Origin of the sequence: Asaia sp. BMEF1, from assembly GCF_051628905.1 — a bacterium.
Taxonomy (GTDB): Bacteria; Pseudomonadota; Alphaproteobacteria; order Acetobacterales; family Acetobacteraceae; genus Asaia.
The window spans coordinates 2,460,277-2,481,806 of sequence record NZ_CP157575.1; the positions used below are offsets into that span (position 1 = coordinate 2,460,277).

The 21,530-nt window shown below is 57.9% G+C and carries 29 protein-coding genes; 3 read left to right on the forward strand and 26 right to left on the reverse strand.

All coding sequences use genetic code 11. The features are described 5' to 3' along the window. Nucleotides 1-5: 5 nt before the first annotated feature. From ABHV46_RS10880 to ABHV46_RS10995, 24 genes are all read right to left on the reverse strand, one after another. Nucleotides 6-581: a phage neck terminator protein gene (locus tag ABHV46_RS10880; protein WP_438381475.1), complete on the reverse strand. Its 576-nt coding sequence runs from the start codon at nucleotides 579-581 to the stop codon at nucleotides 6-8. Beyond that, entirely contained in the window at nucleotides 530-919 is a 390-nt protein-coding gene (locus ABHV46_RS10885) for a hypothetical protein (protein ID WP_438381476.1), read from the reverse strand. The genes ABHV46_RS10880 and ABHV46_RS10885 overlap by 52 nt, the downstream gene beginning before the upstream one ends. Further along, nucleotides 912-1,439 (reverse strand): hypothetical protein, encoded by a 528-nt coding sequence (locus ABHV46_RS10890; RefSeq protein ID WP_438381477.1) that lies wholly within the window; start codon nucleotides 1,437-1,439, stop codon nucleotides 912-914. The genes ABHV46_RS10885 and ABHV46_RS10890 overlap by 8 nt, the downstream gene beginning before the upstream one ends. Continuing rightward, nucleotides 1,439-1,882, reverse strand: coding sequence for a DUF4054 domain-containing protein (locus ABHV46_RS10895; RefSeq protein WP_438381478.1), 444 nt, complete (start codon nucleotides 1,880-1,882; stop codon nucleotides 1,439-1,441). Before ABHV46_RS10895 ends, ABHV46_RS10890 begins: the two co-directional genes overlap by 1 nt. Further along, a complete protein-coding gene (locus tag ABHV46_RS10900; protein ID WP_438381479.1) occupies nucleotides 1,879-2,304 on the reverse strand; it encodes a hypothetical protein in 426 nt (141 codons plus the stop codon). The genes ABHV46_RS10895 and ABHV46_RS10900 overlap by 4 nt, the downstream gene beginning before the upstream one ends. A 2-nt stretch (nucleotides 2,305-2,306) precedes the next feature. Next, entirely contained in the window at nucleotides 2,307-3,350 is a 1,044-nt protein-coding gene (locus tag ABHV46_RS10905) for a DUF2184 domain-containing protein (RefSeq protein ID WP_438381480.1), read from the reverse strand. Next, nucleotides 3,350-3,862, reverse strand: a complete 513-nt coding sequence (locus ABHV46_RS10910) for a structural cement protein Gp24 (RefSeq protein WP_438381481.1) — start codon at nucleotides 3,860-3,862, stop codon at nucleotides 3,350-3,352. The genes ABHV46_RS10905 and ABHV46_RS10910 overlap by 1 nt, the downstream gene beginning before the upstream one ends. Nucleotides 3,863-3,874: 12 nt before the next feature. After that, nucleotides 3,875-5,038 carry a DUF2213 domain-containing protein gene (locus ABHV46_RS10915; protein WP_438381482.1) on the reverse strand — a complete coding sequence of 388 codons (1,164 nt, stop codon included), beginning with the start codon at nucleotides 5,036-5,038 and terminating at the stop codon, nucleotides 3,875-3,877. Beyond that, nucleotides 5,038-5,847: a phage head morphogenesis protein gene (locus tag ABHV46_RS10920; RefSeq protein ID WP_438381483.1), complete on the reverse strand. Its 810-nt coding sequence runs from the start codon at nucleotides 5,845-5,847 to the stop codon at nucleotides 5,038-5,040. The genes ABHV46_RS10915 and ABHV46_RS10920 overlap by 1 nt, the downstream gene beginning before the upstream one ends. Then, on the reverse strand, nucleotides 5,844-7,436 hold the full coding sequence (locus tag ABHV46_RS10925; RefSeq protein ID WP_438381484.1) for an anti-CBASS protein Acb1 family protein: 1,593 nt from the start codon (nucleotides 7,434-7,436) through the stop codon (nucleotides 5,844-5,846). Before ABHV46_RS10925 ends, ABHV46_RS10920 begins: the two co-directional genes overlap by 4 nt. 8 nt (nucleotides 7,437-7,444) lie before the next feature. Next, nucleotides 7,445-8,683 (reverse strand): PBSX family phage terminase large subunit, encoded by a 1,239-nt coding sequence (locus ABHV46_RS10930; protein ID WP_438381485.1) that lies wholly within the window; start codon nucleotides 8,681-8,683, stop codon nucleotides 7,445-7,447. Nucleotides 8,684-8,685: 2 nt separating this feature from the next. Further along, nucleotides 8,686-9,189 (reverse strand): hypothetical protein, encoded by a 504-nt coding sequence (locus ABHV46_RS10935; RefSeq protein WP_438381486.1) that lies wholly within the window; start codon nucleotides 9,187-9,189, stop codon nucleotides 8,686-8,688. Nucleotides 9,190-9,578: 389 nt separating this feature from the next. Next, the gene (locus tag ABHV46_RS10940; protein WP_438381487.1) at nucleotides 9,579-10,052 is read right to left on the reverse strand and encodes a hypothetical protein; all 474 of its coding nucleotides are present in this window, start codon (nucleotides 10,050-10,052) and stop codon (nucleotides 9,579-9,581) included. Nucleotides 10,053-10,212: 160 nt separating this feature from the next. After that, nucleotides 10,213-10,377: a hypothetical protein gene (locus ABHV46_RS10945; protein WP_438381488.1), complete on the reverse strand. Its 165-nt coding sequence runs from the start codon at nucleotides 10,375-10,377 to the stop codon at nucleotides 10,213-10,215. Next, a complete protein-coding gene (locus tag ABHV46_RS10950) occupies nucleotides 10,374-10,541 on the reverse strand; it encodes a hypothetical protein (protein ID WP_438381489.1) in 168 nt (55 codons plus the stop codon). The genes ABHV46_RS10945 and ABHV46_RS10950 overlap by 4 nt, the downstream gene beginning before the upstream one ends. A gap of 839 nt (nucleotides 10,542-11,380) precedes the next feature. Continuing rightward, complete coding sequence (locus ABHV46_RS10955) at nucleotides 11,381-13,486, reverse strand: bifunctional DNA primase/polymerase (protein WP_438381490.1); 2,106 nt, start codon at nucleotides 13,484-13,486, stop codon at nucleotides 11,381-11,383. Between the two features lie 106 nt (nucleotides 13,487-13,592). Continuing rightward, complete coding sequence (locus tag ABHV46_RS10960; RefSeq protein ID WP_438381491.1) at nucleotides 13,593-13,802, reverse strand: hypothetical protein; 210 nt, start codon at nucleotides 13,800-13,802, stop codon at nucleotides 13,593-13,595. Then, nucleotides 13,795-15,390, reverse strand: coding sequence for a DEAD/DEAH box helicase (locus ABHV46_RS10965; RefSeq protein WP_438381492.1), 1,596 nt, complete (start codon nucleotides 15,388-15,390; stop codon nucleotides 13,795-13,797). Before ABHV46_RS10965 ends, ABHV46_RS10960 begins: the two co-directional genes overlap by 8 nt. Then, nucleotides 15,387-15,647: a hypothetical protein gene (locus ABHV46_RS10970; protein ID WP_438381493.1), complete on the reverse strand. Its 261-nt coding sequence runs from the start codon at nucleotides 15,645-15,647 to the stop codon at nucleotides 15,387-15,389. The genes ABHV46_RS10965 and ABHV46_RS10970 overlap by 4 nt, the downstream gene beginning before the upstream one ends. Before the next feature lie 80 nt (nucleotides 15,648-15,727). Beyond that, nucleotides 15,728-16,282, reverse strand: coding sequence for a hypothetical protein (locus ABHV46_RS10975; RefSeq protein ID WP_438381494.1), 555 nt, complete (start codon nucleotides 16,280-16,282; stop codon nucleotides 15,728-15,730). 11 nt (nucleotides 16,283-16,293) lie between these two features. Continuing rightward, a complete protein-coding gene (locus ABHV46_RS10980; RefSeq protein ID WP_438381495.1) occupies nucleotides 16,294-17,055 on the reverse strand; it encodes an ATP-binding protein in 762 nt (253 codons plus the stop codon). Continuing rightward, nucleotides 17,052-17,477: a hypothetical protein gene (locus ABHV46_RS10985; protein ID WP_438381496.1), complete on the reverse strand. Its 426-nt coding sequence runs from the start codon at nucleotides 17,475-17,477 to the stop codon at nucleotides 17,052-17,054. The genes ABHV46_RS10980 and ABHV46_RS10985 overlap by 4 nt, the downstream gene beginning before the upstream one ends. 119 nt (nucleotides 17,478-17,596) lie before the next feature. Then, complete coding sequence (locus tag ABHV46_RS10990; protein ID WP_438381497.1) at nucleotides 17,597-18,082, reverse strand: RusA family crossover junction endodeoxyribonuclease; 486 nt, start codon at nucleotides 18,080-18,082, stop codon at nucleotides 17,597-17,599. A gap of 4 nt (nucleotides 18,083-18,086) precedes the next feature. Then, the gene (locus ABHV46_RS10995) at nucleotides 18,087-18,413 is read right to left on the reverse strand and encodes a hypothetical protein (protein ID WP_438381498.1); all 327 of its coding nucleotides are present in this window, start codon (nucleotides 18,411-18,413) and stop codon (nucleotides 18,087-18,089) included. A gap of 59 nt (nucleotides 18,414-18,472) precedes the next feature. Here ABHV46_RS10995 and ABHV46_RS11000 point away from each other — a divergent pair, with 59 nt between their 5' ends. Beyond that, complete coding sequence (locus ABHV46_RS11000; RefSeq protein ID WP_438381499.1) at nucleotides 18,473-18,703, forward strand: hypothetical protein; 231 nt, start codon at nucleotides 18,473-18,475, stop codon at nucleotides 18,701-18,703. A gap of 1 nt (nucleotide 18,704) precedes the next feature. Here the strand turns inward: ABHV46_RS11000 and ABHV46_RS11005 are convergent, their stop codons facing one another. Together ABHV46_RS11005 and ABHV46_RS11010 are read right to left on the reverse strand one after the other, a co-directional pair. After that, a complete protein-coding gene (locus ABHV46_RS11005; RefSeq protein WP_438381500.1) occupies nucleotides 18,705-18,953 on the reverse strand; it encodes a hypothetical protein in 249 nt (82 codons plus the stop codon). A 100-nt stretch (nucleotides 18,954-19,053) separates the two neighbouring features. Next, nucleotides 19,054-19,533 (reverse strand): hypothetical protein, encoded by a 480-nt coding sequence (locus ABHV46_RS11010; RefSeq protein WP_438381501.1) that lies wholly within the window; start codon nucleotides 19,531-19,533, stop codon nucleotides 19,054-19,056. A gap of 404 nt (nucleotides 19,534-19,937) precedes the next feature. Between ABHV46_RS11010 and ABHV46_RS11015 the strand changes: the two genes are divergently transcribed. Then, the gene (locus ABHV46_RS11015; RefSeq protein ID WP_438381502.1) at nucleotides 19,938-20,363 is read left to right on the forward strand and encodes a helix-turn-helix domain-containing protein; all 426 of its coding nucleotides are present in this window, start codon (nucleotides 19,938-19,940) and stop codon (nucleotides 20,361-20,363) included. Between the two features lie 152 nt (nucleotides 20,364-20,515). Next, the gene (gene rhuM / locus ABHV46_RS11020) at nucleotides 20,516-21,472 is read left to right on the forward strand and encodes a RhuM family protein (RefSeq protein ID WP_438381503.1); all 957 of its coding nucleotides are present in this window, start codon (nucleotides 20,516-20,518) and stop codon (nucleotides 21,470-21,472) included. Nucleotides 21,473-21,530: the final 58 nt, after the last annotated feature.

Here is a 21,530-nt window from a genome sequence, read left to right on the forward strand (position 1 = left end):
GGCGTTCACTCCTTGGGTGAGGGGAAAGAAGCATCGACCTCACGGAGATCGACGGTGATGGACTCTGCGAAGTCCTGAGAGGTCGAGACGGTGAAGTTGACCTGGAATTTCAGGTCCGCCGTCCAGTTGTCCTCATATTGCTTGTCGCTGTTGATGAAGCCGGTCTGACGCGGCTCAGAGGCATAGAGCGGTGCCATGACGCCGCCTGTGGCATTGCGCAGCCAGTCCGCCGCATACATGTCCCGCCAGAGGGCCACGACACGCTGCACGGCCTCGCCAGACGACGCCCCGAAGGCCGATATCTGGACCGTGCATTCCATCGGCTCGACCACTTCGCGCGTCGTGCTGGTGTAGCGTGATGCGTTGGTGGCAATGCGCCGGCGAAAGAGCGGCGTGAAGACGATGAACGGGCCGGGCGGGGCTGCCACCCGGTTAAGCTGTCCCTGCCTGACCTGCACTCCATTTGGCACGACCGTCAGGAGCCAGGACCGGAGCCCGGTGTTTATCTCGCGATCGGTCGGGGAGAGCGTCACATGGGAGAGGGGGCCGCTGTCTGCCGGGTCACAATCACTTTGGACCATTCGCCGTAACCCCATTCCTCGACCGGCTGCGTCACGAGCCAGTCAGAGCCGTAGAAATTGAGAAGATCGCCGCCAACGTGCAGCGGGCGGGAAAGCCCTTTGAGGCCGCCCCGGATATAGACGGCGCGCATATCAGCCTGCTGGTTGATGCTGGCCACATGCTCGAGATCACCTGCAGAGACCGCCTGAATGTCGGCTTGCGCGGTGAGGGTGAAGGTTTTTAGTTTGGGCGAACCATCGGGCTGGATCTCGTATCCGTCCGAGCACTTCACCGTGACTGTGGTCGCCGGGTTGACGATCCCCAGCGCGCCAGAGGCGAGGCTGAACACGTCAATCATCGGACACCTGCGAGCGGATGGAGTTTAGAAGCTGTCCCGACCAAACGAGGGGCTTGCCACCCCCCCCACGAGCGCCGTTCTTGAGATCGGCGACCGCTTGGAGGAATTCCGCCGTCCCGTAGTCGCCCTTGGGGTAGCGGTCTTTCAGTAGGTTGGTCAGGTCAGAGTTCGGCGCGAAATCGCCTTCCCGTATGGTGTCCCGGATCTGGCTGGCAATCCGCTCGCCAACGATACCGAGGGCTTTTTCCGCGTCGAAGTCTGTGGCTTGGAGAGCCTTCGCAAGATCAGCGCCCCATTTGTCCTGATTGTCGTTGATCGTCTGGCGCATGAACGGGCGAGGGGGCGCCGATTTGGTCCCGAACTCGTCCCATTGCGCGACCTGCGCGACGGGCGTTCCATCGGGATAGGTCGCGTCCTCGAATACGCCCGCCTCGACAGTGCCGCCACGCGCGACCTTCTTCGCGAGGTCATCCAGAGCCTTGCGCAGCTTATCGCCGCCCCTCAGTAATTGCTTTGCCATCAAGGCCAGATCTTTGCGCGTGCGGAGCGTCCGGGGATGATCCGCATCTGTCTGAGATAGATCGTCGCCTGCCAGAACATGAGGCCATATTGCGTCTGGGCGAACCACGTCTGATTGGCCGCTGTCGAACCGGCATCGAACGAGACCGAGACGCTGCCACGGGTGGCCGAGGCCAGCCGCCCGACGCTATCGGCCCCGCGCCCGCCCTGAGACTGGGGCAGGAAGAGGAACGCGATATGCGCGGTCAGCAGGTAGAGCAGCCGCGTCCGCTTGGTCACGTCTGGCTCCGCGCTGTAGGCGCTGTTGTCGAGAATGGCGGTTGCCATATCGAACCGGGCCTGAGCGGCTGCCTCTATGACCGAGGACGCCAACTCAGGATAGGCCGCTGACCACGCCGCATAGTCGAACGTGACAACGCCCGGTTGCGGCGTGGTGTCGGTCATCGGGTCGCGGTCTCCGCTTCCATACCCTTGCGCTTCAGGTCTTCAGGACTGACGCCCTCGAACCCGGTTTTCTCGGTTGCGAATTCGCGTGCCTTCGCTTCGGCAGCGCGTTCGGTCACTTCCGCAAAGACGCAATGATTTTTCACGAGGTCGCTGTCCTTGTGCTGGGCGAGCCAGGCATCCCAGAAGGATTTCTCGACCTGAGTGCGCCCGACGCGACCCAGCAGGACATTATCCTTGGGGTGGTAGTCCGGCGCACGGTTGGCGCCGTTGATGGTGACGCTCTTGACGTAGCCGACCGGACTGCGGTCGGGCTTGTTATCGGCGCTAAGCTGGGCGCGTCGTTCTACATCGCCCTCGGGGGCAATGCGGAGTTCCAGGCCATGGGGAAGGCGGCAGAGGACGGTAACGGTATCAGCCATGATCAGATCCCCACCATCTGCGCGACAGCCATCGGGCGCTTCCAGATCGTGCCCCAGCCGCCACGGCTCATCTTCTGGCGTGCGTTGGTTGAATACTGTTCGATGCGGTGCATCGTCAGCTTTTCGGTGAAGGCGGTCGAAACCGTCTCAACCCCGTCGATTTCGGGCGCGAACATCTGCATGACATTGGCGCTGGTGTAGCCGCCCGACATGGTGACGCCTGCTTCCGGCAGGAACACGATCTCCATGTTCGGCCATGACTTCTTCAGCATGTCCTCAAGGGTGATGCCAAAGTTGTTCGTATAGGTCATGACCTGCGACAACTCGGACGGCGCAACGACCTTGAGGCGCGTCTGGTTGTCGATGTTGCCCATCAGTGCCTTGTTGAGCGCGGCGAACAGATTCACGAAGTCCTGGTAGACGGCGTTTGGATCGCTCGTGCTGGTCCACGCTGTGGCGGTACCGGTCTTGATCGACGCTGTGATGGCAGCAGGCAAAGCCGGGTCGTTCAGCGCGCCATAGGTCTCAAGACCGGAGACGCCGAACAGATTGATGAGGTTCTGCTGCTTGGAAAGAACCGAGACGCCAGCGGTGCGCTGTTCAGCCACCCACGGGATGCTGGCCGTGCCCATCATTTCCGACTCAAGGTCGCCATACTTGGCCCAGGTCTGGAAATGGAAGGACTGGCGCGACACCCAGTTTGCGTTTGCACTGCTGTCACCGCCCTGCTCGTAGTCACCATAGGCCACGGCGTAGCCCGAGGACTCAATGACGGGGAACATGACGGTCTTGTTGGTCCGGTCGCCCTTCTTTTCCGAGCCGTAAATCTCTTCGGATTTGGTCGGGGTGATAAGCTGGCGGATAAGCTGCGGATCGACGGTCGTGTTCAGGATCGCCGGGATGCCGCTGTTCGGGGCAGTTACGGCGCCGAATACGGGGGCAGCGTCGAGCGCCACGCCCTTTTCGTCGGTGTAGTGCGTAACGCCGCGAAGGTTGATGCCCCAATCCATCGCAAGGCGAGGGGCCTCAGCGCGAAACGATGCCATTATTCGTTGCTCCCGGAGATCGGCGCAACGGCGCCGGAGATGATGATGGTTGCACCAGCAGCGCCGCCCTGCGTGACGACGAAGCCCGTGGCGACGGTGCCGCTCGGAACCGTGCCAGCCGCGCCGGTCTGAAGGCTGCCGTCAGTCGTCGAGGCATAGACGGACTGACCCGCCGTGGCTGCGGTCGATGCAACAGCGAAGTAATCGCCACCAGACATAAGCTGCACGTTGAAGCCGCTCGGCAGGAGCATGGTGCTCTCGGCCAGGTAGGCGGTGATGAGGGCCTGCTGATCGCGCAGAACAAAGCCCGTGGGGGCCTCTGAGCCGACCGGTTTGTTCAGCACGGTCACACCGTCAGCCTGCACCCAGCCGAATGCGCCGACCGCCACGCCAGCCGAGCCAGCGCGAAAGCCCAGCGAGCCCGGAATGGCCGAACGACGGGGATTTTCCGAGGCGATGCCGCCAGGGAAGCCGACCGCCCAGTTGTAATTGATCTTGTTGGGGAAACCCATCGGTCAGGCTCCTTATGCCTTGATGCGAGCAGACTTGCCCGCGATCGGGGAATCAGTGGCAATGGCGCTGTCGGAAGCCATGCGGCGAGGGGCTGCCTGACGCTGCGTGGCGACACGCCAGATTGCGGCCAGACCAGCGGCATCGGAAACGCCGTCAAAGGCCACGCCCTGCTCCGCGAGCGCGTAGCGATAGACTGACGCGGCGCTGTCCATGCCGTGCACGTCGCCAACGACCGGGCGGACAGCATCGAGAGCCACGCGCAGGGCTGCGGTTTTCCGTTCCTGCTTGGCCACGGCGCGGGCAGCTTCGTCACGAGCCATGCGGCGGGCGTCAGCAAGCGAGATCATGCGAGGGGCAGCATCGGCGGCCTTGCGGTCGTCCTTATCGTCCTCCTCCTCGTCCATCGCATCGTCGTCGTCATCGTCCGTGTCGTCAGAGTCTTCGGCCTTGCGGTCCTTGTCCTCTTCTTCCTCGTCCTCAGCTTCCTTGCGGTCGTCTTCTTCCTCGTCCATGCACTTCTTCACATCCTCTTCCGAGGCATCGAGTGCGAGGCGACCGGCCTTCAGAGCGGCTGAAACCTTCGCCGCCGGTGACATGGGCTTGTGTCCAGCCATGCTCTTTCTCTCCAATGTGGGGGATGCGCTGTCGCCAATGATGGCGGTGTCAACGCGGGGTTTCTCGACCAGAGCGAGATGGTTGAAGCGGATATTGACCATCTTCAGGCTGTATTCCTGCCCGTTGATGGAACCGCTCTCAGGGACGATATCGTAGGCATATCCAGCGGATACGCTGCGCTTCGATCCGTCCTGAATTCGTGCGATTGCGTCGCCGTCCCAGATCGACAATTCGCCGATCAGATCGGGGGCATCGAATGAGACGTTGTTGACTGCGCCCACGGTGATTTCTCGGGGGTGAGCGTCGGCACTGATCGGCTGATGGATCTCGATCAGCGGCTTGCCGTTCATGCTCGCTGCGGCATCGCGCAGGGCATCGGCATCGCGATAGACCTGATACAGCACGTCAGGCTTGAGCCCGAGGCGTTCAGCGTCCTTGATCTCGCTGCCCCAGTAGGACGAGACTACGGCTGCGCTGAGGATGCACCGCTCGACATGTAGATGGCCGTCATCATCGACCCGTCGAACGGATCGGTCGAAGGCCATGACCTGCTTTGTCATCAGTCATCAAATCCTGGAATGATGGGCTTGGACACGCACCGGCAATTCGGCTCGGAGCCGGGGAAAATCCACTGCCCGTCGATGTAGGCGCCCTTGTCGAGCCGGTAGCGCAGCTTGTCGCGCCCAGCCTTGACGTGGCTCTCTCGCGGATGCTTGCCGCCGTGTGAGTGCTGCCAGATGGCTTCCGTGATCCCGAGCCCCATCTGACGGGTGCGGGTCATGGCCTCGCCAACCTTGCGGTTCTGGTCGCGGGCGATGAAGGCAGCGCGCCGATGCGTGATGCCGTAGCGCTGCTTGAGATCCGCCGTCAGGGTGCCGAGGTCGCCACCGGCCAGAGCCGACCTCATCACAGCGCCCTCGACCTGCGAGAGATACTGTTCGGGGATCGACTTGATGAGCGTCACGTTCTCGGCTGCCGATAGAGCCGCCGTCTGCTTCATCGCTTGCGACGGCTTGAACTTGATCGCAAACCCGTTGCGTTGCAGGTCGAGGCTCAGTTGCCGATCTGCGTGGCCCTGAGCCTGATTCACGAAGCGCCGGGCCAGTTCGGCTGCCACTTCGTTAAACCGGGTTCGCCACCGCGCCGTGAGCTTGTTCATGATGCCCTGAAGCACCGAGGCAGGGGAGGCGTCCTGAGCGACCTGCGGCTCGATCTTGCGGTAGTTCGCTTTGACCCAATAATCGACGCTTGCGGCCATTTCCTCGACCAGATCGGACAGGGCCTTTCGATAGGCGGCTTCCACTCCGGCGTTAGGGCGTTGCGGGGCGAGTGTCCGCCCTTTCGCGCTGTCACACCGGAGTTTCGTCACTCTTCGTTCTCCGCCTTGCTCAACAGCCCGGTCATACTGCCGTCATCCAAATCGTCGTCTGGCTTTTCGGGCGCTGGGCCGGTCAGGTTCACGTTGCGATAGATGCTTGTGTCGTCCGTCGCCTCGCGCTCGCGGGCCTCGTCAGGTGATATCTTACCCGAGACGATGTTCACGGCGTCGGTGTCCGCCTTCAGCTTCTCAACCTCGGCAGCCTGCTTCTCGTCCATCTGCCAGAGGTGAACGAACTCGTAGTCAATGTCCGGGTCGATATCGCCCCAGAGATGGATCTGAACGAGGTTGAACATCCATCGCAGCGTTGGCTCGATCTGGTCTGCCTGCCATGCTGCAATCTCGTCGTAGAACACACGGATTTCGCCGTCCGACGATGCGTTCAAGCCGGTAGGCTGGATGCCGAACAGCTTCACCAGCGGAATGCCGGGGATCGACGCCATGGCCTCCATGGCCTGCGCCAGTAGCTCGTTCAGCCCGCCGAGCGGCGTGGCAAGGATCTTGGCGTCCTCTTTCTCCTTATCCGCTACAATCGTGTCCTGCCCATCCGAGATGGACTGAAGCAGGTTGGCGCGTCCGGTAAGAGAACTCGGGTTGATATCGCCATAGTCTGCATGCTGCGGCGTGGCCATGTTCCCGAACATGTCGGTCAGCAGGACCAGCTTCGAGAAGTTGGCCGCGATGCTCGACACGCTATTTCGCAGGCGAAGGAAATTGTGGACGTAGGTCTTGAGCTGCTGCGTTAGCGACAGGCCGCCAAAATTGAAGGCGGGCGCGAGCATCTGCGAGACAGGGAAGGGCACTAGGCTCTTCATGCGGGAAGAATGAACCCGCGAGCCCTGCACCCACCAGACGGAAGGCTTGTAGAAGTCGTTCCGCAGCGGCGTATCGGCGTTGTAGTTGGCCGGCGTCGTCCAGATCGGCTCGACGTTCGCAAATCTGCGAAGCGAACCCTTTGTCATGCCGGTCTTGTTGACGCGCAGAGGCTTTTCTTGGTCCAGCGCACCGTACCCGAGATCGCCAACATCAGCCCAGACGTGGCCAATACCATAGCCGAGGCCGTGCCGGATCTGCTCGCGAATGACCTCGCGGATGTTGAACGACTTGAAGGCCGCCTCAATCTCGGAGATGCGTTTGGCTGCGGCTTTATCGTTACCCGGCTGGGTCGCCTGCTTCTTGCTGCGAAACCTGATCCACTCGCGGGTGCATTCCTTTGCCAGCACGTCGACCGGTTTGCGGAATTCGGCCCGCTGCATCATCTGGGCGAGATACGGATAACCCTGAAAGCTCAGTCCGTCCGCAATGTAGCCTTCAATGATCCCGATGTTCTCACCCACCCACGCGCCGAACCCGGCGGGCAGGGACATGGCATCGTCCATAGCGATATCAGCGCCACGCACGCCGGAAGGCGGCTGGTAGGGCTGGAACGACTGAGCAGCCGCCTCGATCCGCGCCTGTTCAGCAAGGTGAGCGTCCTGCGCAAATCTTGCGAACGAGATGCGTGGCTCTTTCCTCTCGGCACGGCGCGGCTCTACTCGCACTGCCGGTGCTGCGGCCTTGCGGGTAAACCAAGCTGCCATGGAAGAGCCTATCGTCTGCGGTTAGGTAGAGCGTTGAATGCGGAGAAGTCGGGAGCCTTGCGGCGGTTCTGGATCACACCGTCCAGCGCGTAACGAAGCGCGTCTATCCAGTGGTTCCAGGCGTCAGCGATTATCGGCAGAATACGCTCGGTTTTCGGATCGACCTTGTAGGAGTAGCGCCGGAACTCCTGCGCCACGTTCACGCAACGAGGATGGACGACGATCTTGCGAAACGCCTTCAGGCGAGCAATGCCGTCTTCGACGCTGCCCTTCCACTTGTCTGCTGCGGTAATTTTGAAGCGATGCCGGTTCGCCAGATACGAGATCGTCTCAGGGCGCGCGTTATCGCCTTTCCATGGCCACAAATCGGCGCCGGGGATCTTCCGCATCTCACTCGGCAACTCGTCCATTTCGATGCCCACGTCACCGGCTTCGTGGTCGATATAGAGTGCGTCATCAAGAATGAAGCAGCGCACGAACGCGGATGGGTCTTTAGCAAAGCCCCAGTCGCCCCCGAGATGGAATTCAGCGTCGGCAGGCGTGTCGAATTCTTCGATCGTGACACGGTTTCTGAAGATCACCGCGTCCGAGATGGAGAGATATTCGCCCTCCCACACATGATCGTACTCGTCAGGGCGCGCCCTGCGGTCTTCCTCGCGCTCGACTGGCAATGTGCCGTCATCGAACCACGGATTGTCTGACCAGTTGGCGCGGACGGCCACGAGGTCCGATCTGTTCGACCCTGCGCCGCGATAGAATTCGTCAATGGCATCTTCTGCCGAAAATGGGTTCCAGCTTGCCCATACCTCTGACCCAGGCTTTCGGAAGGTCGGGCGCAGCATACGCCACGAATAGGCGCTGATTGATTGCGCTTCTTCGATCCATGCCCGGTCAAACCCTTCGAGGGACTTGATACTGTCTGCCGTATGACTTTGCAGGCCTTGGAAGATGATCAGACCGTCGCCAGGCGTCTTGATAACCTGATCCTGCACGTCGAAATGCTTGTTCAGGTTAAACTGATTGATCTTATCTACGATCAACTGCTTCGATGATCGGGCGATAGATTTCTGGATTTCGCGGACGCAGACGGTGCGATGACCGGGCATTGCCAGATGCTCTTCGACCACCAAGCCGCCGAAGAAATGCGACTTTCCTGACCCTCGACCTCCATAAGCGCCTTTGTATCGGCTCGGCGCCAGGAGCGGCTCAAAGACGCGGGCAGTCGGAATTTCCAACGCCAGCGACATGCTCAGTCCTTCTTAGGGTCCACTATGACGCGCCGGATCGTCTGCACCTCCACAGGGCCACCGTCAGCGCCGGTAACTTCCTGCGTGAGTTTATCGCCGTAAACCTTGGGCATCATTTTTGACAGGAACCACTTCCGGGCATCCACTCGTAGTCGTGAACGTTGCACCACGTCTGAATTCACGCCCTCCGACCCATCCTCTTTCGTATAGGTATCGTTGGTCCCGTCGTCCGCAATCTCAATGGTTTCCTCTGCCATGGAGTGCAGACCCATCTCTTTTGCGCGTGCGTATTGCGCGGAAAAACCTTCCCGATCATCGACAACCCACCCGCGAACGGTGGACTCCGATGGAAAGCGTTCCTCAGAACATATGCGACGGAGAGATTTCCCTTCAGCGAGCAAAAGGCAGATATCGCGGGCAAGCTCAGCGCAATATCCGCTCGGCCTGCCACGCGGGACAGGTGCCTCGGCTTTTGCTTCAGCTACCTTCCCTGGTCGCTTCGCCATCCGTCTTCTCTCGCTTGTATCTGCATTTCACGCGCCACGAACGACGCCACCTGATCAGCGACAACAGGCGCCACTTTCCCAACGCACTCTTGCCGAGCCGCCATCCTGATTATCTGGGGCGTGCATCTGACGACACATTCGCCGCGCATACCCAACCGGAAAGCCTGCGCCCAATGAAGGGGCATGTCCGATCTGTGGCGGCTCTCAGGATCTGCAAGGATTATGCACCCGGCAGCGTCGCCTCCCTTGGAAGCGACAACAATAAACCGGGCATCATTTACGCGCAGCACATCGCCCCTCGCCAATCGATCCGACTGAAGGGGCATGACAAACCGCGCAATTTTGGAATTCTGGCAAAATGTAGCGCGCTGTTTGGCCAAAGTACAGCGTTATTTGCGGACGATGACCTTGCCGTCCTTCTGCATTTTCCGGGCGGTTTTATATGCGCCAGGGAGGATCTGAAGCAATTGCACCGCTCGCTGACGAACCGCCTTATTTGCGGCTGTCGTGTCGGCATTGGAAAGCAGATCCCGCGCGATCGACGCAAAAGAATGATCGTGGTGCAGTAGGCGCACGAGCAGACCATGGGCGGGGGTGCCGAGAATTTCACGCACAAGCGCGACCCGCTCCCCAGCTAGGCCGCGAGAAACTGCGAAGGTGATGGCATCGCCTTTGATATAATCGGCGCCAGTCGGTTCGCGCATGAAATCCGCGTATCCAAATTGCGCGAATTCGTAATCATTCCGCCAGCGTTCGGCCATGGTCTCGCCTTCGCTGTCTAGATCGCCAGATTGTCGAAGAGAGAAAAGATTGCGGCATTTCTTCCGAGCATCACGAGCGCCGGAATAATCGTCCTTCGCCATGCGCTCGATTGTCGCAGTGAGCCCCGGTTCTAACCTCGGAGCGGAAGGGCGCCTGACCGCTTTCGGCCTCGCCATTTGAGCAACAGTTTCGTGTATTTTCGGGGCTGTCGTCATGCTGTGATTTTAGCAGAAACATCCCGCCAGTACAACGAAAACCCCGTCAAAACTCCGCCAAAACCGCCAGCGCGTCGGCCGGCGTGACGCCCTGCAACCACAACCCGATCCAGAACCCCGGATCGTCGTCGGTCACACGCTGGTCGGGGTCTCGGCTGGCGAGGGTGTCGCCGAGGTCGTACCAGGTGGGGAAGGGTAGGTGGGCCATCATTCCCTCAACTTTGCCCGCTTGAGCGCCGCATCCTCGGCTGCGTGAAAATCGTTTGCCCCGATGCGGGATGCCATCAACAAGCGCGGAGATTTTTTCACGCTATACCCAAAGCGCCAGAACCATTCCCAGTCCTGTTCGGAATAATCCCCTTTGCCCAGATCCATGCGAGCGAATTTATATCCGCTTTCTCTCGCTCGCCTAATTGCTGCTCCACGCTTTCCGAGGTGGTGTCTTTCCCTAGACTTCAAGGCCATCAACCCCCCTCCCCACCACGCGCGACTACAAAGAGCGCCGTCGCCAGTCCAAAGCCGCAGAAAGATGCAAACAAACCGTAACAGGCCAAACCAAGACGTGGCGCATCCCCAATCACACACCCAAACCCAACCGCATACACCAGCGTCAAGGGGAGAACGAACAAACACGCAAGGTCAGATTTCCGCCCCTCACAGCCCCCTCCAATTTTCGCCGGTGAGTTTGTCGTCTCACGCTCCGCACCACCCTCAGCGGCCCGCATTTTGGCTCCTAGAGCATACCAAGCGTAAGTCAGCATCTCGAATTCGCTTGCCGGTTTGCCGCATGTCTGCGTGATGGAGACGGAAACCCCAATCGGAAATTCAGCGGAATTCGTCGTTTCGCTCATGCCCGACAGTACCACACCCCGAGTCCCGTTTGTACCGAAATCGCCCGGTTTTGCTGGGTTTTTCTGCGGTTTTCGAGTGAGTTTCTAGGGTGCCGTTTCGGCGCTCGGGGCGGCCGTGGGAATTAAATGCAATTATATGCAAATTATCTGCAATGTCAGTTGGTCGGTAAAAGCCTTAGATGTCAATGATATAATAAATAAATACATTATATACATTAAATACATAGATATTAGATTTCCGAGCCCGTGCGTGGGATCGTTGCATTTAATGTATATAATGCACTTAATTGATTTTTTGGCAGTTTTCTGCCGTTTTTTAAGTGCGAATTCCATGAAGAAAATTCGCACTTAATTGCATTTAATTCAGTCCTTGACCCGGTAAACCTGCACCGGCCTTCCGGGGCCGCTGTTCTTGATTACCGATAGAGCAATCCACTCTCCCAGGACAAGCTCATTTAGCGCGTCATCGCGCTCTTTGGCGGTCATGCTGCCTCGCAATGATTTGCATATGGCATTTTTCGTCACGTCGCCGCCGATATCCCTTATGGCTTCCAGAACGCGCTTCATTCTGGCTTGGGTCTCATTTTCCGCCACGTAACGTTCAGCCCCCATGCGCATGGCTTCGAAGCAGTGCATAGAGAGGTCCATGCCCCATTTCATATCCGCCTCGCTAATGACCGGATCATGTGGCTCTCGTGATACACAACGAATCAGCGCAAGTTTTGAGGCGTTCTCTACGATACGCCCAGCCAGAGACGTGACGTAAGTGCCCTCATTCTGTTTGAGCAGCACTTCCTGCGTGCTTTCCGCCCTCTTGAGTGCCCGGACGGCTTCGATTGTGTATGAGACAGTGTATGGATTGGCCTTGGTATCGGACAACATCAGGTTCTCAATGTTGCCAGGCGCATGCTTGGTGCACCCTTTCGTGATTTGTATCGCTTTTTCGATCAGGCTTTGCGGGATGGGCTCGACTTCTGCATCCTGCAGATCCGGGTAGTTTTCCTCGGGGATGAATACGAGAAACCGACCCAGCAGACCATCAGCCAGAGACGCGCCAGCAACTGCCGTCCAGAATTGCGCAGGTGTCGACGTTCCATAGATGGTGGCGATCGGGTTATGGATGTCTTCTCGTTTGCGCCCGGTCTTTTCCGATTGATCGGCATATTCTGTTCCAAGAACGACATCGGCGCTGGATGTGTAAAGGGATTTGAGCTTCTGGGCGATCTGCTGCTTGTGGGCGCTGGCCTTATGGCCAAGAACGCCGCGAAGGAAATCACCGCATTCATCGATCATGAACAACTTGGAAGGGTGGATCTTCAGTGCTGAATGAAGCGCCGTCCCGGATGCTATGTCTTCGCCGCCAAGATAGTCCATAAGCCCGGCCTCTGACAGAATGCGCTTGATCACCCGTCGCGCATGATCTTTGCCGCCCGAGCTGTCGATGATGCTCACAGCATAGAGATTGGTCCAGAGATCCGTTCGCGTGCGATACTTCCGTCCTGCCAGCGCCGCCACTAGCGTTATGCCGGCTGCGAGCGCCGCAAATGGCTGAGGCCGCCGTGCCGTTCGGGTCGTGTAGGCAACGAACTCGCCCAGAAATCCATCAACGTCCTGCAACCCCCTAGGCACGAGGGCAGATATGTTGCGCTCGGGCAGATTGTCTCGTGCCAGATTCTGGAGCAATGGCGCCCAGTCATCGCTGATCTCTGCATCTGGCTCGATATGGTCGACTTCTCGAGGCTGAAGCAGGCCGTCCCGGAAAGAGCGTTCCAGCGTCCTTTGCGCCGCCTTGAAGTCTCGGCACGCGGATTGGATGTCCGCCAAGGCTGATCGCAGATCACTGAGGGCGAGAGACTGCTCGAGTTCTCCCGATGCGACCAGTCCACCGATCGAATACGCCGCCTTGTTCAGCGCAGTATGCTTCGTTCCGTCACCAGCAAAGCGAATTGCATCGCACTCTCTGGCCAAGGCCTCCAATCCGTACGGCGTTCCGCCCTCGATATGGCGTGAGGATGGATTGGCCCGGATAGTCGGCTCTGCAGGAGGTGATGGGCGCTTAAGTGCATCGAGGATCCAGTCCGGCAGATCGGCCACGGGCGCATCGTTGAACTCGCAATATCCATCGGATGGGGGGATCAGAACGTAACCGCCTTCACCTCTTGTATCGACGCCTCGCACCAGCCGACTGGCAGTGTTGCGCAACTCAACCTCCGGCATACGATACCACAGGTGATAGCCGCCAGATTGCGTTCTTACGCATTTGGTCTGGTTGTGAAGATCGTTCTGCATCATCCAGTCGACGGCTTCTGGTCCGTTCTTCGTGTCGATATCGACGACGAATATCCCTGAGGCGCGTCCCGTAGGCATGCCGATACGTGCGCCCGGGAAGGGTGCGAACATCGCCGATATGGTTTTGGGGTCTAGGGATGCATCCTTAAAGCCATGCTTCGTCAGCGGCTGCTTGTTCATGCCGCACGGAAAGATTGGATAGTCTATGCCAAGTTCTCCAATGAGATCCTGGTAAGGCTCACGCCGCTGGACTTTGTCCCAATCAAAAAATCCCTCGAGGTTGCCTTTAGTCACGCGCAGGCACTCCAATTGTCTTGATCAGATCCTTGTTCCACGTTGCGGCAATCTCGAAGGTATAGGCGTCGAGAAAAGTGCCAAACAGGCTTTCGGCCTGGTCCTGTGTGAAACGTGAAAAGTCGGTCGCCTTGTTGCTCTCGATCCAGTCGAGTGCGCTGTCCAGGGCGACGAGAAACGCTTTGCGGCTTTCGTCACTCATAGTGAATTTCCTTGATATCGGGATATTTTCCTACGGGCAGAACAGTCAGCTCATGGGGAACGCGTAGCTCCGGCGTTCGCGCCATGGCTTCGTCCATGTCTGCCGGGGGTGTTTTGTGAACGGGAAGAAAAGCCATATCTGACCATATTTTCCCGGACTGCTTGCGCGCCCATGGATTGCTCTGGGGATCAAATGCAAGGAACTTGTCGAAATCCTGAAACTGCGAATGGAAGGTGATCCGCAACGTGTCCGGCTTGCCGTTCTTCCCTGCATTGCGGCGGAACCTCATGTTATGAACCGGCACTCGAACAGGCTTTGCGTCCGTTGACAGGGCAGCCAGATCGGATGCTCTCAGCTTTGGTTTTTCCTGAACGTTTTCTGGAAAGACATATCCGCAGGTCGGGCAATCCATGACATGGATAGGAACCAGCGTTTCGCATTCAGGACAGTTCTTTTTCGGCGCATCTCCTGAACCTTTTGGGCGGGGTGGCTCGATCAGATCGACGGGCCCATGGGTTGCAAGCCACCCGGCATAGTCGCAGAGCAACGCGTCTGTCTTTCCTGTCTCCGGCGACAGGCGAAGAACGCGACCGATCATCTGAATCAGCAACGCGCTGGACGTCGTTGGGCGCAAGCCAACGATCATATCGGCCTGCGGAACATCGACGCCCGTTGTGAGCGTACCCACACTCACCGCAGCCCGTATCGAGCCGCTGCGCATGCCGTTGAGAATGCGTGTGCGCTCAGTCTCGGTTGTGTCTGCGGTAACGATCTCGCAAGCGATGTCATGTTTTGCGAGACATTCCCGTACGTGCTGGCAGTTTTCCACGGAGGGAACGAAGATGAACCATGTTCGCCGATTGCGACCGCGCTCAACGAAATCGGAAACAGCTTCCTCAATCCGATCATCGACCGCATGAGAAAGTTGACCGATATTGAAGTCACCTCCTGTCTTTTTAAGCCCTCTGGTTTCGACGCGTATGCCGGTCGCTTGCGTTGTGACCGGGACGAGATATCCGCTCTTGATCAGATCCATGATGCTGATGCGGTAACTGATCCCGTGGAATATGGCGTCCTGACCTTCGGTCAATCGCCCTTCTCCAAGACGCCATGGGGTGCCGGAGAAACCGATCATCCGGACACCCTTGTTGACGCGGGCGACCTCTGTGAGAAATGTGTGCCACATCGTTTTGTCTTTGCGACTGATGGTATGGCACTCATCCACCAGGATCAGATCGACGCGGCCTATATCGTAGGCTTTTTTGTAGAGGCTCTGGATCGTCGCAAAGAGAATCGGCGCGAATATTTCCTTGCGCTTGAGCGCCGCCGAGTAAATCCCGGCTGGCGCATCATTCCACAGGTTGAGCAGCTTGGCGTGATTCTGCTGAACAAGCTGGGATGAATGCGTAATCATCAGAATGCGCGCGTCCGGGTCACACTCGCATGCCTGCGCCATCATAGCCGCCATGATTATGGATTTTCCGGCGCCTACGCAGGCATCCACGATCGGGCAGCCATCATTGTCCTGCAGCCACTCCCATGTCCTGTCGATTGCCTCTTGCTGGTAAGGGCGCAGAACGAGGCTCATTGGCGCCTCCTCGTCTGATCGCCGCGAGCGGCAACGGGCCTGTATGGATTGCCGCCCTCTTTCGTGATGCAGGCAATGGCATGGGGAAGTTGTTGCTTCTTCTTTTCCTTGAAGCGCAGCGCATCTTCCATACTGCCAAAGTCGCGAAACCTGACCGGAGGCTTTTTCATCCCCACACCCGGAACGTGGCCCCGGTAATCTTGCCAACTGACCCTGAACACCAGGCATGACTGGTCGAGCGTAACGTTATCTGTCACGGTATATGCCTTCTCTGACGTTGTTGGGGGAGGGTGCCGGGACCGACCGGCGTGCAAACTGAGCGGTCCCGGCGGCTACCTCAGTATGGAATCTCGTCGTCGAGATCCTGAGATGACGGCGCTTTCGCTGTGCTGCGCTCCCACTTTCGTGCCCCACCAGCCGCAGCGGGGGCAGCCGTTCTCTGCGCAGGAGCACGGGCCGGGGCCGGACGTGTGGCCGGAGCCGCGGCTCTTGCGGGTGCGGTGGCCTTGTGTGGATCCTGATAAAACTTCACCACATTGCGCTCGCTGTATTCGCCGCGCGCTGGCTGGATGCCCACGCGAACGCGAACGCGGCAAAGCTCGAGGTCTGATGTGTCGCAGATGACCTTGCTGTTCGTCTGGCCGATCTTCTTGACAGCCGCCTTCGCGATGTCCTCGGCTTGGCTGCTGGTCGAGCACTGAATGTTGAGATTGTCGAAAACGACGCGACCATTATCGAGCTTGATCTGAATGCTGATCATGCACCCGGCCCGCGTATCCTTGAGTTCGGCCTTGACGATATCACCGTCATAGTCACCGGTGGGAATGAGGTCGTATTCCGGTGCGTCCGGGGCTGTGTTCTGATCGTAAATGCCTGCGAGATTGCCTGACATGATGGCGGTCCTTAATTTGCGAAATAGGGGATATGAGCGGAGAGAGCATTCCAGCTTTCGGCTGGATCGTTGGGGATCTCGATCCTGTCGGGCATGCCGAACCGGTTCTTAGAGAGGGCTGCTGGGCGCTCTTCGGTGAAGATCAGACGTTGACCATTGCCTTTGGCCTTGTTGACCTTGGCAAAGCCGCCCTTTTCTTCGGTAATGACCGTCTTCCAGTTCATGAAGAAAACAGCGTCCGCCATCTCTTGCATAAGCGACGATGCGCCGCGGTGCAGATCGATCTGATAGCGCTCATACCCGCCGGATGTTGGATCCTCGAAGCGCTTGATCTGGCTATGCGCCAGAAGAATAATCGACATTCCGCGCTCATCGCGCAGGCGCTGAAGCTGATCGGCGATGAACTGCCAGTTTTCCGTCGCCTTGGCGTAGCCACGACCGAAATCAGGGTCTGTGATTGATACCCAGCCGCCTTGACGGCACGAGTAGTCCCACACCAGCTTTTCTGCCCAATCGAGACTATCCAGGACCAGCGTCTGAAACTGGTGCTCTTCCTCGATCAGCGCAGTAAGCTGGTCCATGATATCTTCGTATGAGGTGCACTGAGGGAAGCGGTCCACGCCAATCGCCTCGGCGCCGTCTTCCGTCTGCACGAGAATGGGCGCAGGCGCTCCGCAAGCGAGTGTGGTTTTCCCGATGCCATGGGTGCCATAAATGATCAGCCGCGGCGGCTTATGGACAACGCCGCTCTGGATCTTGCTCATAAGGCTCATGCCGACACCTCAATCGAATATGAAGGGCGCGGTGAGTGCACGATGCGAGCAGGCTCGAATACCTTACGAAGCGCCTGAGGCCAGACAGCGTGTTTTCTCTCTGGCACCTTGAAGCTGACCTCGACATATTCGGAGATGTCTTCGCCCTTGGCTTCAAGATCATCCAGGATCACCTTGATCTTCTTCTGATCGTATCGGACGTTCTTCTTGATCTCCTGAGAGATGCGATAGTCCCCGTCCTCAATATGAATCAGACCGGTATCCTTTGAGCGTTCGCCGTCGAACGTGTCGGCATAGCGCACGCTCATGGCGCGATGGAGCGCCTCTGATTGCGATTCAATCGTTGCTTTTGCGTCAGCAAGATCGGCGTAAAGCTCGACAAGCTGATCTGGTGGGATCGCCCCTTTTTGATCGTCGGACATGCCAACGAGGTCGGATAATGTAACGCGGTTCGTCACGTTTTATCTCCTGGGGCCTGAGCCGCCCCGATAGCTTTCCAAACAACACGCTTGGCGAAACCGGGCGCGCACGCCCGGAATCGTCAGGCGAGCGGAGTAATCGTCATGGTGGTCTGGGCGATAGGCGCGTAACGTCGGCTCACGTGCAGATCGCAGACCTGAGCGTCATCGCGCCACACGATGCCGTTCAGGGCGTCGAGTGCGAGCTTGCTGGCATTGTCCACGTCAGGTTTGCCCGTGGCTTGAAGCGCGCCAGATAGAGCGGCATCGCGCTTTTTCTTCGACCACGACGCTGCCGGCATCACATCGATGACCATCTTCACGGCAACCGGACATTCCAGCGCCAAATTACCTACCTGCTGGATGGCGCAATGCTTGATCCACGCTTCCGCGATTTGCGTTCCCTTGTCGGTGAATGTACGCCCTCCGCCGAAACGTGGGCGCCCTTTCCCTTTTGCGGGACCGGGAATGACGATCACCAAAGGCCCTTCGCTCGCATTGCGCATTTGATTGCCTGGTTCGCGCAAAAACGCGCGGCCATCCGCCAGAATTTCGCTAGCAGTTTCCATCTGTTCATATTTCCATCTCGGCCAGATCGGCCTTTAGGGTTTCCATTTGTGCGAGAAGCCTGTTCATTTCGGCCTCATCGCGTGCGCGCTTCCACGCGCGCAGTGCGTCAGCTTCGTGGGCCCATACATCCGCTTTTTGGTACCAGATCGATCGGCCACGGCTGTATGAGAGGTCGAGACCCCAATCATTGATTTTCCGAACCGCACGCAGGATTGCGGCTGCGACACCTTCGCCCGGACGTGCCGGTTCGGCGGCGCTGTGCAAAATCCTGCACATTTCGGATCGGATCGTGCACGGATTATGCAAAATCCTGTTCCATTTCTTCAGCATTTTTCCCGAGTTCCCTGCCATTGGTTGTGACAGGGGAAGACATCAGGGAGTTCTGTTTCTTGTTATTCGCGTCTGATCTTGAAAATCTGATCGTATTACTGGCCATTATGAGAGCGCGGTTGCAGCCGCGTATCTCGTATGTCCGTGCCGAAGACATCGCCATGCGGGTGCGCTTCGCTTTGATGATGCCGACCTTCGAAACAGTCGTTCCTGTGTGTGAGACAGCAACGCTGGTCGAAGCCTGCGGCATCGTGACGAATGAGTGCATGGAGGCGATGACTGCGGCCTGATTCATGAGATGGACCGCAATGCTTCTTCGTAGGTTATGCCCATTTTCAAAGCGCCCCACGACAATGCATTTCCGACTTCGAGCGCATGCGGCCCAGCATCGCCGCGAACGCTCTCAACATTTACCTCGCGCAAGTGACGCTGCATGTTGCTCGGAGGCACCCCGACAGATTTGGAGGCGCGTTCGACGCTCCATCCAGCGGATCGAAATGCACGGTATTGCGCGACTTGCGCCTTGGTAATTTCGCTCACTTCTTGCCTCCCTTGCGTTCGAGGCGTCCGGCGATGCTCTGCAAATCGAGCGCGGAGACGGTGCCGGTCATCGAGAACGGCGGCTTCAGGGCTGGGGCGCTCATGGGTGTTCCCCTTTCTCTTCAGAGGGGAACACGGTCACGCTTGCCGCGTGCTTCAGCGGGAGCGCATCATCGGTGCGCGAGGGAGTCGGAAGCTCCCCCGCGCTTTCACCATCTGCACAACCAGAGGATGAATCAGATGTCTCAGTCTCAGCCAGCCATGACAATAAAACTTCTGTCTGTACTTCGTGAGTCCCAAGACCTGCCAGGCGGGATGTTAGAACTGACGATACGTCTTGAAGGATCGGGAGGACCGCTTCCTTTCGAAGGAACCCTGCAAGTTCGCGTTCGAGAGGACCAAGTAGATCTGCAAAGTGTGAGAGACTTGCCAGAACTTGCTCTTCAAGCCGTCGGCTCAATTGTTGAGACTTGGCAGCTTCTACAAAACGGACATCGCCGTCCTGACCTGGAGTGATGATCGCCGAGTGGTAGTGCATTGCCCACTTCTGAAGGCGTTCAAGTTGCGTAATATCGTTCATGACCGTTCCTCCACGCTTGCAGCCCGCGTCACGCCGGACGCCCAGACGAGCAGGCGTCCGATCGCGCAGGCAGATATGATGATTTCTAGGAAGTGCGGGAGGCTCATGGGCGGGCCTCCGTGGGGGTGCGGTCGGGGAGGGGGTGCTCTCGCATGTATGCGTCTGCCTTCTCGATGGATTGGAGCGTGGACACGCCAGCCTTCAGACGCGAAAGGAACTTGTGATGACCCACGGCTGCGATGCTGAAGGCGCGGGCGGAGAGAGACTTCGCTCTGCAGTAAGTCTCGATCTCGATGAGGATACGTTCTCGGTAGGTCATGGGGCATTTATGACCCACATTAGACGCGCAGGCAAGTCATTTATGAACCGTGCTAACGCAAACGCTCCGGGGCATAATTGTCCATATGGATAACAGCGATATCACCCGTGACGATCTAGTAGCGGCGCTCGATGCATTATGCGAAGAAGCAGGCGTTTCCAGGCGTCAGTTGAGCATTGATGCTGGGATGAGTGACTCCGCCATCAAGCACATCGTTCGCGGATCTAGCCGCAGCCCCAAGGCGGATACGCTCGCTCGTCTTGCCGCCGCTGCCTCAGTTCCGTTCACCATGTTTCTTGGGCGCCACTCCCTACGAGCGAAGATCGATTTTACCAATGGCCCCGGTCAGACGATAGCGACCGCGCCGGTTCACTTTGTGAATGCTTCTGCGCAGGTCACTCAATCCGCCGAGGAGACTGAGTGGCTCATGGCGTGGCGAGACATGAACGATTCTCAGCGCCGCCGAGCTTTGGCTGTTCTGAAGGCGGTCATCAACGCTGATGCTGCTTGAGGGAATCGGGTCATGTCGTTCTGCCTTTGCCATGCAGCGACGCTAACAGAACGGAACGGGAATTTCCCGTTAAAAAAAGAACAGAACGAGAACATTGCAAGCGCGGGAACATTGCGGATTGGTGGGGAAAGCCATGGAGTATGGGATAGAAAATGTCTGGTACCATTAGGGACGCGAGTCAGACCGAACTTTCGTGGGTGCACTATGAGAGTCCAGAATGCTCTCTCGATTTTCGTTTGGACGACGCCGGAGAGACGGTCTGGGCCACCCAGGCCCAGATTGCACAGGCATTCTCTGTATCAGAGAGTACCGTCAGGGGGCATTTGAGAAATGCTTACCGTGATGGAGAGATCTCCCCAGATTCAGTTGAGCGGAAATTCCGCTTAACTGCCTCGGATGGTAAGGCATACGAGGTAACCCATTACAATCTTGATGGAATATTGAGCGTGGGTTATCGAGTCAGTGGAGCCAAAGCCACTGCATTCAGAAGATGGGCGACCCAAGTCCTCAGGTCTTTCATCACCCAAGGCTACGCTCTGAACGAGGCGCGGCTACGTGAAGACCCTAACGCGCTACATGAGTTGGCCGCGAAAGTCCGCGCACTTAGGGCAGATGAGAAGAATGTTTATGGTGCGGTGCGAGACGTTTTCGCTTTTGCCTCGTCAGATTATGATAAAAACTCAACAATTGTCCGATCATTCTATGCCAAGCTACAGGACAAATTTCTATTTGCAGTGGTGGGGAAGACGGCAGCTCAAATCATTTTGGAGAGAGCTCATCATCTAAAACCAAATATGGGGATGTCTTCTCTAGGTGACCGCGCTCCCCGAGCAACTGATATTAAGGTCGGGAAGAACTACCTGAAGCATAGAGAGCTCTATTTGCTCCATCTGCTATGCGAGCAATTCCTTCTGTTCGTAGAGTCCGCCTCTTTAAGAGGGAAAAGACTAACAATGGCCGATCTTAGCGTAAAGTTCGATGACCTGCTCAGAGTTCAAGACCAGCAGGTTCTTACGACTTACGACTCTTACTTCCGTGGTAGAGCAGATGAACACGCAAAACGAGAATTTTCTGCGTTTAGGAGGCGAAACTCTCTTCCTGAGCAGTGATCTCTGTCGAACCCCGGCCCAGCCGGGTTTCTTTTTGTGCAGCGTGGGGCAAATATGC

Coding starts and splice junctions, on each gene's coding strand:
- ABHV46_RS10880 (WP_438381475.1), bottom strand. CDS start 581: ATGGTCCAAAGTGATTGTGACCCGGCAGACAGCGGCCCCCTCTCCCAT.
- ABHV46_RS10885 (WP_438381476.1), bottom strand. CDS start 919: ATGATTGACGTGTTCAGCCTCGCCTCTGGCGCGCTGGGGATCGTCAAC.
- ABHV46_RS10890 (WP_438381477.1), bottom strand. CDS start 1,439: ATGGCAAAGCAATTACTGAGGGGCGGCGATAAGCTGCGCAAGGCTCTG.
- ABHV46_RS10895 (WP_438381478.1), bottom strand. CDS start 1,882: ATGACCGACACCACGCCGCAACCGGGCGTTGTCACGTTCGACTATGCG.
- ABHV46_RS10900 (WP_438381479.1), bottom strand. CDS start 2,304: ATGGCTGATACCGTTACCGTCCTCTGCCGCCTTCCCCATGGCCTGGAA.
- ABHV46_RS10905 (WP_438381480.1), bottom strand. CDS start 3,350: ATGGCATCGTTTCGCGCTGAGGCCCCTCGCCTTGCGATGGATTGGGGC.
- ABHV46_RS10910 (WP_438381481.1), bottom strand. CDS start 3,862: ATGGGTTTCCCCAACAAGATCAATTACAACTGGGCGGTCGGCTTCCCT.
- ABHV46_RS10915 (WP_438381482.1), bottom strand. CDS start 5,038: ATGACAAAGCAGGTCATGGCCTTCGACCGATCCGTTCGACGGGTCGAT.
- ABHV46_RS10925 (WP_438381484.1), bottom strand. CDS start 7,436: ATGGCAGCTTGGTTTACCCGCAAGGCCGCAGCACCGGCAGTGCGAGTA.
- ABHV46_RS10930 (WP_438381485.1), bottom strand. CDS start 8,683: ATGTCGCTGGCGTTGGAAATTCCGACTGCCCGCGTCTTTGAGCCGCTC.
- ABHV46_RS10935 (WP_438381486.1), bottom strand. CDS start 9,189: ATGGCGAAGCGACCAGGGAAGGTAGCTGAAGCAAAAGCCGAGGCACCT.
- ABHV46_RS10940 (WP_438381487.1), bottom strand. CDS start 10,052: ATGGCGAAGGACGATTATTCCGGCGCTCGTGATGCTCGGAAGAAATGC.
- ABHV46_RS10945 (WP_438381488.1), bottom strand. CDS start 10,377: ATGATGGCCCACCTACCCTTCCCCACCTGGTACGACCTCGGCGACACC.
- ABHV46_RS10950 (WP_438381489.1), bottom strand. CDS start 10,541: ATGGATCTGGGCAAAGGGGATTATTCCGAACAGGACTGGGAATGGTTC.
- ABHV46_RS10955 (WP_438381490.1), bottom strand. CDS start 13,486: ATGAACAAGCAGCCGCTGACGAAGCATGGCTTTAAGGATGCATCCCTA.
- ABHV46_RS10960 (WP_438381491.1), bottom strand. CDS start 13,802: ATGAGTGACGAAAGCCGCAAAGCGTTTCTCGTCGCCCTGGACAGCGCA.
- ABHV46_RS10965 (WP_438381492.1), bottom strand. CDS start 15,390: ATGAGCCTCGTTCTGCGCCCTTACCAGCAAGAGGCAATCGACAGGACA.
- ABHV46_RS10975 (WP_438381494.1), bottom strand. CDS start 16,282: ATGTCAGGCAATCTCGCAGGCATTTACGATCAGAACACAGCCCCGGAC.
- ABHV46_RS10980 (WP_438381495.1), bottom strand. CDS start 17,055: ATGAGCCTTATGAGCAAGATCCAGAGCGGCGTTGTCCATAAGCCGCCG.
- ABHV46_RS10985 (WP_438381496.1), bottom strand. CDS start 17,477: ATGTCCGACGATCAAAAAGGGGCGATCCCACCAGATCAGCTTGTCGAG.
- ABHV46_RS10990 (WP_438381497.1), bottom strand. CDS start 18,082: ATGGAAACTGCTAGCGAAATTCTGGCGGATGGCCGCGCGTTTTTGCGC.
- ABHV46_RS10995 (WP_438381498.1), bottom strand. CDS start 18,413: ATGCTGAAGAAATGGAACAGGATTTTGCATAATCCGTGCACGATCCGA.
- ABHV46_RS11010 (WP_438381501.1), bottom strand. CDS start 19,533: ATGAACGATATTACGCAACTTGAACGCCTTCAGAAGTGGGCAATGCAC.
- ABHV46_RS11015 (WP_438381502.1), top strand. CDS start 19,938: ATGGATAACAGCGATATCACCCGTGACGATCTAGTAGCGGCGCTCGAT.
- rhuM (WP_438381503.1), top strand. CDS start 20,516: ATGTCTGGTACCATTAGGGACGCGAGTCAGACCGAACTTTCGTGGGTG.